12 protein-coding genes are annotated in these 11,735 nt (G+C 39.2%); 3 read left to right on the top strand and 9 right to left on the bottom strand.

Translation table 11 applies throughout. The features are described from left to right. Positions 1-7: 7 nt before the first annotated feature. Positions 8-331, bottom strand: a complete 324-nt coding sequence (gene fdxA, locus ATS74_RS17905; RefSeq protein WP_058550364.1) for a ferredoxin FdxA — start codon at positions 329-331, stop codon at positions 8-10. A gap of 191 nt (positions 332-522) precedes the next feature. Here fdxA and ATS74_RS17900 point away from each other — a divergent pair, with 191 nt between their 5' ends. Further along, positions 523-2,130 (top strand): NAD(P)/FAD-dependent oxidoreductase, encoded by a 1,608-nt coding sequence (locus ATS74_RS17900; protein WP_058550225.1) that lies wholly within the window; start codon positions 523-525, stop codon positions 2,128-2,130. A gap of 92 nt (positions 2,131-2,222) precedes the next feature. Then, the gene (locus tag ATS74_RS17895; RefSeq protein ID WP_058550224.1) at positions 2,223-3,722 is read left to right on the top strand and encodes an amidase family protein; all 1,500 of its coding nucleotides are present in this window, start codon (positions 2,223-2,225) and stop codon (positions 3,720-3,722) included. 36 nt (positions 3,723-3,758) lie between these two features. Here ATS74_RS17895 and ATS74_RS17890 read toward each other — a convergent pair whose 3' ends face one another. Both ATS74_RS17890 and dapA read right to left on the bottom strand, forming a co-directional pair. Continuing rightward, positions 3,759-5,060, bottom strand: coding sequence for a DEAD/DEAH box helicase (locus tag ATS74_RS17890; protein WP_058550223.1), 1,302 nt, complete (start codon positions 5,058-5,060; stop codon positions 3,759-3,761). A gap of 91 nt (positions 5,061-5,151) precedes the next feature. Continuing rightward, positions 5,152-6,069: a 4-hydroxy-tetrahydrodipicolinate synthase gene (gene dapA, locus ATS74_RS17885; RefSeq protein WP_058550222.1), complete on the bottom strand. Its 918-nt coding sequence runs from the start codon at positions 6,067-6,069 to the stop codon at positions 5,152-5,154. Positions 6,070-6,241: 172 nt separating this feature from the next. On the opposite strand from dapA, the gene ATS74_RS17880 reads away from it, so the two are divergent. Next, on the top strand, positions 6,242-6,901 hold the full coding sequence (locus ATS74_RS17880; RefSeq protein WP_058550221.1) for a DUF6058 family natural product biosynthesis protein: 660 nt from the start codon (positions 6,242-6,244) through the stop codon (positions 6,899-6,901). 268 nt (positions 6,902-7,169) lie between these two features. On the opposite strand, the gene ATS74_RS17875 is transcribed toward ATS74_RS17880, so the two are convergent. The 6 genes from ATS74_RS17875 to ATS74_RS17855 all read right to left on the bottom strand — a co-directional run bounded on the left by ATS74_RS17875 (position 7,170) and on the right by ATS74_RS17855 (position 11,727). Next, complete coding sequence (locus tag ATS74_RS17875; RefSeq protein ID WP_058550220.1) at positions 7,170-7,934, bottom strand: hypothetical protein; 765 nt, start codon at positions 7,932-7,934, stop codon at positions 7,170-7,172. A gap of 132 nt (positions 7,935-8,066) precedes the next feature. Next, positions 8,067-8,471 (bottom strand): hypothetical protein, encoded by a 405-nt coding sequence (locus tag ATS74_RS17870; protein ID WP_058550219.1) that lies wholly within the window; start codon positions 8,469-8,471, stop codon positions 8,067-8,069. Positions 8,472-8,625: 154 nt separating this feature from the next. Continuing rightward, positions 8,626-8,784 (bottom strand): hypothetical protein, encoded by a 159-nt coding sequence (locus ATS74_RS20055; RefSeq protein WP_165491333.1) that lies wholly within the window; start codon positions 8,782-8,784, stop codon positions 8,626-8,628. Positions 8,785-9,230: 446 nt separating this feature from the next. Further along, a complete protein-coding gene (locus ATS74_RS17865) occupies positions 9,231-9,518 on the bottom strand; it encodes a putative quinol monooxygenase (RefSeq protein WP_058550218.1) in 288 nt (95 codons plus the stop codon). 64 nt (positions 9,519-9,582) lie between these two features. Next, positions 9,583-10,398 (bottom strand): 2,5-didehydrogluconate reductase DkgB, encoded by an 816-nt coding sequence (gene dkgB / locus ATS74_RS17860; RefSeq protein WP_058550217.1) that lies wholly within the window; start codon positions 10,396-10,398, stop codon positions 9,583-9,585. 156 nt (positions 10,399-10,554) lie between these two features. Beyond that, positions 10,555-11,727, bottom strand: coding sequence for an MFS transporter (locus ATS74_RS17855; RefSeq protein WP_058550216.1), 1,173 nt, complete (start codon positions 11,725-11,727; stop codon positions 10,555-10,557). Between the last annotated feature and the right edge of the window lie 8 nt (positions 11,728-11,735).

Raw genomic sequence — 11,735 nt, 5'->3', positions numbered from 1 at the left:
TAAAAAGCTAGGTTTCTATTAATTTAAGCTTATTAGCCACACCATTCCATTGGTCTGCATCATCAGGGGCTGGTTTTACCTCAACAATACGCGGCCAAACTAAAGCAAGCTCAGCGTTAAGTTCAGTAAATTCTTTTTGATCTTCTGGAAGTTCGTCTTCTTGATAAATTGCCTCTGCTGGGCACTCTGGTACACACAAACCGCAATCAATACAATCTATTGGGCTTATTGCTAAAAAGTTAGGGCCTTCGTAAAAGGCATCTGCAGGGCACACTGCCACACAATCTGTGTATTTGCATTTAATACAGTTTTCGGTGACTACAAACGCCATAACAGTTAAAACCCAATAATTAATCATCTAAGGCGCGGATCATACCCAACCACACTAAAAACACAATAAATAAGTGCCATAATTGGCCAATTTAACGTAGTATATGCGCCCTCAATGTAAAGCCATTACGTGCCCTACACTTCTTATTGTGAGCGGAAATAAACCCGCTAAGACACCTAAAAGAGATACTAATGATACGTTTAACCGAAATAAAGCTGCCGCTTGATCATAACGAAGATGCTATAGGCCAAGCCATAGTAGACAAACTAAAAATAAAACCTGAGCAATTACACAGCTATAATGTGTTTAAACGTGGCTACGACGCACGTAAAAAAACAGCTATTTTACTTATTTACACTCTTGATATTGAAGTAGATAACGAAGAAGTGCTCCTTAATACATTTTCTAAAGATCAGCACGTAAAACCGGCGCCCGACACTTCATACAAATTTGTAGCGCAAGCACCTGCTAATATTACCGAGCGCCCAGTGGTAATTGGTTTTGGCCCGTGTGGTTTATTTGCGGGTTTAGTCCTTGCTCAAATGGGCTTTAACCCGATTATTTTAGAGCGTGGTAAAGAAGTACGCGAACGCACAAAAGACACCTTTGGCTTTTGGCGTAAACGCACACTTAATACTGAGTCTAATGTGCAGTTTGGTGAAGGTGGTGCAGGTACATTTTCAGACGGTAAACTATACAGCCAAGTAAAAGATCCAAAACATTATGGTCGTAAAGTTATAACCGAATTTGTAGAAGCCGGTGCACCAGATGAAATTCTATATGTAAGTAAGCCGCACATTGGTACGTTTAAACTTGTTACTATGATTGAAAAAATGCGCGCGCGTATTATAGAGCTTGGCGGCGAAATACGCTTTAGCACACGCGTAGATGACATTCATTTAGATGATGGACAAGTAACCGGCTTAACGCTTTCAAATGGTGAAAAACTAAATACTCGTCACGTTGTACTTGCAGTAGGTCACAGCGCTCGTGATACCTTTAAAATGATCCACGACAAAGGTATTTATGTAGAAGCTAAACCCTTCTCTGTTGGCTTTAGAATCGAGCACAAACAATCAATGATTGACGAGTGCCGCTTTGGAGATAACGCAGGCAACCCAATTTTAGGCTCAGCCGATTACAAACTCGTTCATCATTGTGATAATGGCCGCACGGTTTACAGCTTTTGTATGTGCCCAGGGGGCACTGTAGTAGCCGCAACCTCTGAAGAAGGCCGTGTTGTTACTAACGGTATGAGCCAATATTCACGTAGTGAGCGTAACGCAAATAGCGCCATTGTTGTAGGTATTAACCCAGAAAAAGATTTCCCTGGGCACCCGCTTGCAGGTATTGATTTACAACGTAAATTAGAAGAGCAGGCTTATGCATTAGGCGGCAGTAATTATGATGCCCCTGCTCAGCTTATCGGTGATTTTTTAAAAGGCAAACCATCGGGTAACATTGGCGGCGTTGAGCCTTCATATACACCAGGGATTAAATTAACCGATTTAGGTAAAGTACTTCCGCAATTTGCTATCGATGCTATACGCGAAGCCATACCTGCATTTAATAAGCAAATTCGTGGTTTTTCAACTAACGATGGCTTATTAACCGGTGTAGAAACGCGTACATCATCGCCGATTAGTATCAAACGCGATAAAAGCTTTCAAAGTATAAATACAAAAGGTTTATACCCAGCAGGTGAAGGCGCAGGTTACGCAGGTGGTATTTTATCTGCAGGCATTGATGGTATTAAAGCGGCTGAAGCAGTTGCACTCTCAATGTTAGAAAACGCTTAAACCGGTTTTTTAAGTTATTTACCGAAAAGCCTCACTTTGTGAGGCTTTTTTGTGCTAAATGTATAATAAATAACAATTAGCGGCTTAATAGAATGACCAAAACAACCATTATTTCTTTAATTTGTGTGCTTTGTGTATTTAGTGCTAAAGCGAATAATTTAAAAACTATAGAGCAAATTCACATAGCTTATAAAAACAAAACTACAAATGCACAACACGTTACACAAGCTTATATAAACCGAATAGAAAAACTCAACCCACAATATAACGCTGTGATTAATATCGATCCCTCAGCTATTGAACAGGCTAAAGCTTTAGATTTACTCTATGCAAACTCTAAATGGGCCGGGCCACTTCACGGCATACCCGTTTTGCTTAAAGATAACATAGAGACCAAAGGTAAATTACCGACTACAGCGGGCTCTTTGGCTTTAAAAAACAATATTACAAATAAAGATGCTTTTGTAGTTAAAAAACTGCGAGAAGCGGGTGCTATTATTTTAGGTAAAGCAAACCTGAGTGAATGGGCCAATTTTCGGTCTTCGTACTCTTCTTCTGGGTGGAGCGCAGTAGGTGGACAAACACATAATGCTCACGATATAACTAGAAACCCGTGTGGTTCTAGTGCTGGCTCTGCAGTGGCCGTAGCACTTAACTTTGCACCAATTGCACTGGGCACAGAAACCGATGGCTCTATTACCTGCCCCGCATCAGTTAATGGTGTATATGCTATAAAACCAAGCATGGACCAAGTATCACGCAATGGGGTTATTCCCCTTTCAAGCAGTCAAGACACTGTTGGACCTATGGCTCATACCCTAAAAGATGCGCTACTTGTGCTTGCAGTATTACAAGGCAAAGATAAAAAAGATGTATCAACACATGAGTTTGTTTTAAATTCAAAAGAGTTAACGGCTAAATCAACACTCAAAATTGGTGCGCTACCAAGTGATAAATTTACCATTCAAACTCAGCAGCTTTATAAAAAGCAATTAAATGCACTTAAACAAGCAGGGCATACCGTTACTGAAATAGAAGTAACCGACAATCTAGATACTTTATTCGCTGATGAATACTACATTTTACTTTACGATTTTAAAGCTGAAATAAATCATTACTTATCTAACACACCAAAAGAAGTAAAAACTAAAAGCTTAGAGGCACTCATAAACTTTAATAGCCAAAATAAAGAAACAGAAATGCCCTACTTCGGACAAGATATACTTACTAAGTCGCAGGCAATTGATTTAACAAATAAAGATAAATACCAACGCGTTAAAGCACGCTACCGTGCACTGGCTAAATCAGCAATTACTAATTTATATAAAAATAATGATATAGATATTGTTATTGCCCCAACAGTATCGCCAGCGTGGAAAACCGACCTCATTAACGGTGATAATTTTAAAGGCAGCAGTAGCTCTTTGCCCGCAATAGCAGGAAGCACACATATAACACTCCCTTTGGGCAAGGTAAGTAACTTACCGGTTGGGTTATCTATTATTGCTAACATAAACCAAGAGCAAGCTGCGTACACTTATGCTGATATAATTGATAAAACACTTTCATTAAATACAAAAAAACCTGAGTAAACTCAGGTTTTTTTTAATTAAAATTCGCGTTTCAGCTTACTTTTTAAGGGTAAGCTTGGCGCCTTTTAAGCTTTTACGTACATTTGAAATACGCGAGCGATTTACAGCACGTGCTTCGCCTGTTGCTTGCCCTGTAGGCTTATTAGTACGGCTACGGCGTAAATGCGCTGGTTTTTTACCAATTTTATCAATAAGTACTTCACGGTTACTTACTTCGTAACCCTCTAAATATACACGCTTAATTTTTTGGCCAATTAGCGCTTCGATTTCAAATAAAGTATTTTCTTCTTCACGGCTTACAAATGAAATTGCTTGGCCTTGGTTACCAGCACGACCTGTACGGCCGATCCGGTGTACGTAATCTTCAGCAAGCCACGGTAAATCAATATTAATTACACGTGGGAGGCCATCAATATCAATACCACGTGCTGCAACTTCGGTTGCAACTAAAACACGTACTTTGCCTTCTTTAAATTCACGAAGTGCACGTCGGCGGTTACCTTGCGACTTATCGCCATGACATACAGTGGCAGGAATACCGTCAAGGTTAAGCTCTTTTACAAGCTCATCTGCCGTTTCTTTCATGTTTACAAACACAAGTACTTGCTGCCAGTTCTTTTTACCAATCAGCTCTGAAAGAAGCTCTTGTTTACGGCGCTCTTCTACTGGGTACACAACGTGCTGAACGGTACTTGCTGTGCTATTAGTTTGATCAACACGTACAATTTCAGGCTGTTTTAATACTTTAGCAGCAAACTGTTTAATCGCAGCTGGGAACGTAGCCGAGAAAAGTAATATTTGACGCTGCTCGTCACAGCTTTTAATAACACTTTGCATATCTTCAATAAAGCCCATATCAAGCATACGGTCAGCTTCATCAAGTACTAAATGTTTAACGCTTGCAAGGCTTAAATTACCTAAACGAATGTGATCAAGTAAGCGCCCAGGTGTTGCAACAACAACATCTACACCGTCTTTTAGTGAATTAGCTTGGCCTGCGGTATTAACACCACCAAACAAGCTCACTACTTTTAAAGGAGTGTGTTTTGCGTAAGCTTTAAAGTTATTAGCTATTTGCTCTGCAAGCTCACGCGTTGGCGCAAGTACTAATGCACTTGGTGCATTTGTTGTGCTGTGCTCTGATTCAAATAATTTTTGGATGATAGGTAAAGCAAACGCTGCCGTTTTACCAGTACCAGTTTGGGCACTTGCTAAAACGTCTTTACCTTTACGAACAGCCGGAATAGCTGAACGCTGAATGGGCGTAAGGGTGTGGTAATTAAGTTCGTCTAACGCCTGAATAAGTTCAGGGGCAAAACTAAAAGATTTAAAATTCATGCTGTATAACCTGCGGCCACATTATCAAGGGTCGCAAATTATACAGTAAAAATGAGTCAACAGTTAGTGATTACTGCCTATAATTAAAAACTTAAGATAAAATTAATACATTGTCGATATTTAATACTTCTGCCTTAGTGCCAACGATATCATCAACGTTAAGTTCGTTAATTAATATTTCGCCTTGAGCTTGCTGCTCATCACTAAGTGGTAAGTACGGTAATCTAAATACCGGGTTTACAGCACCTGTCATCATCATTGCGGTGTTAATAGCAATAGGGTTTGGCTCGCAGAATAACCAGTTCATTAAAGGTTGTAATGAGGCATTTAACGCATCATTTTTAGTATCCATTAATTGGCGGAACAACCCAGGTATAAGATTAGAGGTAACCGATATAACACCGTGAGCTTTGTGCACATGGCGCGCGTCGTGCGCTTCGTCATCGTTACCAGACCAACATGCAATACCTTGCTGCTCGTAGTGTGTAATACGTTCATTACCGCCACATTCTTTTATACCAATTAGGTTAGGGTGCTGTACTAATGGCTCAATAATATCAGGCGTTAAGTCTTGCCCTGTACGCCCTGCTACGTTGTAAATAAACGCAGGGCCTATATCAAGTACTCTTTTAAAGTGCTCGTTAACACCAGCTATAGACGTACGGCCATAATACGGGTTAATTTGCAGCGCTGCATGCATGCCGCTGGCAAAACCATATTTAGTAGCTTTTATTGCTTCACGCGTATTGTTACTGCCTGTATTACCTACAATCAGTAGCTTATTGCCATACTTGTTTGCACTGTGCGCAATAAGCATTAAATGCTCTTCCCAGTTCATTAACTGGCCTTCGCCGGTTGTACCACCAACCACAATGCCATCTACTCCCGCTGCTATTTGTATTTCAATGAGTTCGTCGTACTTTGCTAGGTCTATTTCACCATTGGCTAAGTACGGGGTTTTAATAGCGGTAATTAAGCTTGCTTGTTTAATTTTCTCTAGGGTGCGCATAAAAATTCATTATTTATAAAACTTGCGCTATTTGTAACATACTTGCACGCATTTTTGCAGGCCTAAGCGAATAATAAACGTAAAATGGCTTGTGTTATTTAGTTTGATAATACAAAATACAAACACTGTACATTTAAACAGTGTTTGTATTTTTAACTTTAAGCGAGCCATTATGCGTTTATCTGACTACTTAGCCACTCATTTTTATAACACCGATGAGCTTTGCCATGCTTTAAATATTGATGCCGAGCAACTAGATACATGGCAGCAACACAGCGTATTTCCTAAGCCAAGTTATTGTATAAAAAGCCAATTAAGTTGCAGCTCGTATTCTGGATTGTATGAATGTGAGGAATACGATGATTATTACCCGCGCGGTTGCGTAAATTGGGGCCAAGGGCTTATAAAACAAAAGATTGAATCATCGAGTAATGCCTTTAATTATTTTGCACAGCAATACACGGCAAGCCTTACTAAACTTGCTCAGCAAGGTTTTACCTTTAACGAAGAATTGTTTGGTTGTGAAATAGATGAACACCTACAACAAGTATGGCAGCAGTTTTTATGCAGTAAATATGGTGTGCTTACACAAAATGGTTTAATTGACGAAATAGTATGTGTTGATATTGGCAGATTATTAGTTGACGACATCACTGAGCTGCGCACTAAAGCATCCTTAAATCAACAGGAGCGTACACAGCTACACCCCGCAATGAAGCTATTAAACAAAGCGCTAGGCCACGGGGCTGATCACGAAAAACAACAAACCCTACGCACCCGTTACATAGATGCGCTTATTTTAAAATACGATTTGTCTATTGGGGCGTATTGAATTTTGTGGATTGAAATTTGTTCAATCTAGGGGGGATTTAATCGCGGCGCGAGGTTTGTAACCTAGTGGGCTAAGTAAAAACCGAGAAACAAAGAGTTAATCGCCCCTGTAAAGAACCCTTTGGGCAGCGCATGTTTGGAATTTATGCTGCGTTATCGCCTATTTATGGGGAATAACCACACGTCATAGACTCTGCCTTGCTTAAATAAAAAACACACTGCTGCAAATTCAACCACAAAAATACAACACGCTCGAAGTAATGCTATATTTATTTTGATATAAACGTAGTACTAAAGGCACCTAAACCTTCGTAGCTAATGGTGATTAACTGATCAGTATTAAGCTCAACCACACCACAATATGAGCCAGTTATAAACACGTGCCCTGCTTTTAAGTCAATTCCTTTGGCCGATAAATAGTTAACCGCCCAATAAAGAGGAAGTTGCGCAAGCTCTGCAGGGTGAGCACCAGCAAAGCTTAACTCAGCGTCAGTTTGCTTAATGTTAATATTAACAGTACTTGCGTTATAGGCTTTTGTATTATCTATTTGTGGGCCTACATATACACCTTGGTTAGATAAACCGTCGGCTAATTTTTCAATGTGAGTACTTGGAGTACCTTCATCAAACCTTTTTTGAATAAGCTCAAGTGCTAAATGAGCACGAGTAAAAGCCGTATCAATATCTTCGTTAGAATAATTTTTATTGCTTGGCAAATCGCTTTCTAAAATAAACGCAATTTCTGGCTCGATAAGCGCTTTATTTTGGGTTGTATAGAGCGAGCAGCTTTCGGTTTGCTCTATTGGAGCATGTAAAAGAGGCGCTAAAATAATCGAACCATCATCTAACGGCAGCATACACTTCCAGCCGTATACTGTTTGATCATTTAAATAAATCATCAACTTTTGTACTTCTATTGCATCATCAGTCGAGTCTAGTATTAACTCTTTAGGAAAATTTGAACGTGCTGGGCTTTCCCCTCTTTGGGCTAATAAATGAGTCGCAATTAATTTTAGTTGTATTGAGTTATTCACAAAAATCTCTTTAAAGTACGCTACTACTGGTTAAGCAGTAATCGGCAAAGGGGCGATTATTAATTTAAGCATTAATACATCAAGCAAAATGGCTGCATTAAAACTATCTCTCAGGCAAAAATTGGTAATTATTTAAGTATCAGTAGATTTAAGTGATCGTAAAAAAAGCCCTAAACCACCAAAGGCTAAAATTATAATTACTATTAAATCAAACGAGGTCATTGTACGCATACTAAAACGTACGCTTGATATAACACCAAATATTAAAGCCGTTAATGAACCTAAAGAAAGTACCCAACCTAAAATATTTTTGGAATTATAAAAAATTAAACCCACTCCAAAAATAAAGGGGATCATTACCATGCCACCAGTAATGCCAAAACCACCTAATGCATTAACACTGTAAATACGAGAACTAAGGCCAAAGTTAGAGGTTACCGAGATTGCGTTTAGCAGCATATAAAAGCCACCACACATCATTATTAATCCAATAAAAAAATGCCCTATACCACCAGAGCTTCCGCCTGCACCTTTCATTTTTATTCCTTTTATTTTTTATTAGTTGTTTTTACAATGCAAAGGTTCTACTTAAATGATGCTTTTACTTCGTAGCCTTTACATTGAAGCCGCTCTTTAAGTACTTTACTTTACTCATAATAAGAAAAATAAAGTACTTAAGGAGCAATAACACTTAGCGAGTAATTACATGCCAAATTACATAAAACCAAGATAAAAAACCGTGCAAAATTGCCCATATAACAGATTCGTTTTCACTCCACGAAATTGCAATTGCTAACGCCGTACCGAAGGATACACCATATTTTACTATCTCATTTCTTGAGTTTCTCATTATTTATATCCTGAGTTTTTATTGTTTTATATAGTGAGCAACATAGTAATAAATTGAGTTATTAGTACTTAGAAGCGCTTATTAAATCCAATATTTATAACACATCATAATTTTTGCATGTTGTATTTTTATAATCACACAAGTTAACTTTTATATAAACAGGAGATTAATGATGCAGGAAGGAATGGTTTGATAGTTATATATTAGGTATCACTTTAATGTTTTTAAGTTTGTTCTATCCGAGGATTACTTGAAGCCTCGCGGGACTGGTAACTGCTCCACTGATATCGCCTATTAGTAGGGAGCAACTACACTAAGTAGGCTCTACTTTAGCTAAAAACCAATCATATGGCTGCAAATTCAACCTTCAAATATAAATAAGCACTACAAAAAAGGCGATGTATAATTACGCCGCCGCTTAAATTAATTGAATCAATTAGTTATATTTAACCAATAGATTTGTACACTTCAATATTACTGCTGGTTACTAAGCCTGTTACTTGTGTGCCAAAGGCTTTAAAATGCGGCTCATTTTTATGCGCTTCAAAATGCTCATCAGATGCCCATTGCTCACTCACTAAATAAGTCGTTTGCTGCGCATCACTTTTAACCGATAGCTCATAGCGTAGGCAGCCTACTTCTTGGCGCGAGTATTTTTGTAGATTTTCAAGTGCGGTTAATACAACGTCTGCATCAATATTTTTACTCGAAATGGTGGCGATTACCGTTAACATGCTGAGTCCTTTATAAAAAATAAAGGTGCAGATTTCTGCACCTAGTGTCATATTACGTATTTTATTACTGATCCCACTGCGGCGCAAAATCTGGCGTTGCTTGGCGGTCGCCACAATCAAGACCGTCAATACGGGCAATGTCCTCATCATCTAACTTAACGTGGTCGTTAAAGTTATCTTCTAAGTTTTTACGCTTAGTTGATGATGGAATGGTAGTCATGCCATTGGCGTTTACCCATGCAATAACCACCTGCGCTGGAGATGCATCATGTTTATTGGCAATATCAATAATCGTTTGGTCTTTAAGTACTTTACCGACTACAAATGGCATATACGCAGTTACGTGTATATCGTGCTGAGCACAAAATGCGCGCAATTTAGTATTGGTTAAGTATGGGTGAACCTCAACCTGATTGGTAAATATTTCACGCGAGTCAAGCGTCTGCATTGCTTCGTTTAAGTTTGCAATAGTGAAGTTTGATACACCAATGTGTTTAGTTAAACCAAGCTGCTTAGCTTTTAATAACTCAGTTAAGTATTCACTCATTGGCTCATCATTTGAAGGCGCAGGCCAGTGAATAAGCAGTAAATCAACTGACTCTACTTGTAGCTTTTCAAGCGATTTTTTTACACTGGCAATAAAGTCAGTTTTATTGAGTTTATTGTTCCACACTTTGGTGGTTAAAAATATTTCGCTACGCGGAATGTTGCTGTCTTTTATGGCTTGGCCTACTTGCTCTTCGTTACCATAAATTTGCGCAGTATCGATATGACGAAATCCTACTTCTAACGCCATTTTTACTGAATTGTAGGCAGTCTCGCCTTCTAAACGGAATGTTCCCATGCCTAAATCTGGCATTTCTATTACACGTTGTGTCATGGCTCTATCCTTATAAAATAATCGGTTAAAAACAAGCTCTTTTAAAGCTTTACAAAATACACCTTTTACTTCTTTTGTGTCGTCACTTAAAAATCTATGACCTCAATATAGGTAATGAGGCCATTAATTTAAGTTTCAACCTTAGCAGAAGATAGTTTATGCTCGCTGAACTTCTCGCTTATCAAGCATGCCACTGTAGCGGGTTGCTACTAATGCTAAAGCAGAAATTGCTGCGCCTATCCATGCGGTGTCTTGTAAGGTCATACCCTCTACAACACTTCCGCCAATAATAGAGCCCAGTGCTATACCAATATTAAATGCCGCTATGTTTAAGCCCGATGCGACATCTACCGCATTAGGAGTGTGCTTTTTCGCTTGTTTTACTACATAAAGCTGCAAGCCCGGTACGTTACCAAATGCAAATGCACCCCATATTAAAATCGTTAGTACAGCGGCTATTTTTGACTCCATGGTAAAGGTGAAAGCCAATAAAATAATTGTTAACGCGCTAAATATAATACTCAGAGCGCTAATTGGGCCGCGTTTATCGGCCAATTTCCCGCCCCATATATTACCAACCGCTACCGACACACCATAAACCAGCATTATTAAACCAATAGCTGAGGGGGCAAAGCCAGTTTGCTGCTCCAATATAGGTGCTAAATAAGTAAACGCGGTGAACGTACCGCCGTAGCCTAATATAGTCATTAAATATACGAGCAATAAGCGCGGCTTAACAATAACCTGAAGCTGCTCTTTAAACGTCGCCGGAATAGACTGTTTTAAGTTTTTTGGTACTAAAATTGCGCTACCAATTAGAGCAATTAAGCCAAGTAGCGACACCACTAAAAACGTTGCACGCCAGCCAAAGTGTTGGCCAATCCATGTACCTAACGGCACACCCGTTACAAGTGCAACAGTAAGACCAGTAAACATAATCGCGATTGCACTGGCTTCTTTATCTTTGCTTACTAAGCTTGTGGCAATCATAGAGCCAATTGAGAAAAACACACCATGGGCAAGCCCCGTTAAAATGCGCGCAAGTATTAATGTTTCGTAGCTTGGCGCTTGCCAAGCAAGTAAGTTACCCAAAACAAACAAGCCCATTAAGCTTATTAATACAATTTTACGGTTCCATCGCCCGGTGAGTGCAGTTAGTACCGGTGCACCAATAGCTACACCTACCGCATACAAACTCACCAGTAAACCCGCTGAAGGTAGGCTTACGCCTAAATCGTTTGCAATGGTAGGTACTAAGCCTACTATTACAAACTCAGTTGTTCCTATTGCAAATGCGCTTAAGGTAAGCGCCCACAAAGCCAATGGCATAGTTAAAT

This window comes from Pseudoalteromonas sp. H103 (assembly GCF_001469205.1).
Taxonomy (GTDB): Bacteria; Pseudomonadota; Gammaproteobacteria; order Enterobacterales; family Alteromonadaceae; genus Pseudoalteromonas; species Pseudoalteromonas carrageenovora.
This window is presented reverse-complemented; position numbering and strand designations above follow the sequence as displayed.

Excerpts from the sequence above, each read along its gene's own strand:
- fdxA (WP_058550364.1), bottom strand. The coding sequence starts at position 331 with ATGGCGTTTGTAGTCACCGAAAACTGTATTAAATGCAAATACACAGAT.
- ATS74_RS17890 (WP_058550223.1), bottom strand. The coding sequence starts at position 5,060 with ATGAATTTTAAATCTTTTAGTTTTGCCCCTGAACTTATTCAGGCGTTA.
- dkgB (WP_058550217.1), bottom strand. The coding sequence starts at position 10,398 with ATGACACAACGTGTAATAGAAATGCCAGATTTAGGCATGGGAACATTC.
- ATS74_RS20055 (WP_165491333.1), bottom strand. The coding sequence starts at position 8,784 with ATGAGAAACTCAAGAAATGAGATAGTAAAATATGGTGTATCCTTCGGT.
- ATS74_RS17895 (WP_058550224.1), top strand. The coding sequence starts at position 2,223 with ATGACCAAAACAACCATTATTTCTTTAATTTGTGTGCTTTGTGTATTT.
- ATS74_RS17880 (WP_058550221.1), top strand. The coding sequence starts at position 6,242 with ATGCGTTTATCTGACTACTTAGCCACTCATTTTTATAACACCGATGAG.
- dapA (WP_058550222.1), bottom strand. The coding sequence starts at position 6,069 with ATGCGCACCCTAGAGAAAATTAAACAAGCAAGCTTAATTACCGCTATT.
- ATS74_RS17855 (WP_058550216.1), bottom strand. The coding sequence starts at position 11,727 with ATGCCATTGGCTTTGTGGGCGCTTACCTTAAGCGCATTTGCAATAGGA.
- ATS74_RS17870 (WP_058550219.1), bottom strand. The coding sequence starts at position 8,471 with ATGAAAGGTGCAGGCGGAAGCTCTGGTGGTATAGGGCATTTTTTTATT.
- ATS74_RS17865 (WP_058550218.1), bottom strand. The coding sequence starts at position 9,518 with ATGTTAACGGTAATCGCCACCATTTCGAGTAAAAATATTGATGCAGAC.
- ATS74_RS17900 (WP_058550225.1), top strand. The coding sequence starts at position 523 with ATGATACGTTTAACCGAAATAAAGCTGCCGCTTGATCATAACGAAGAT.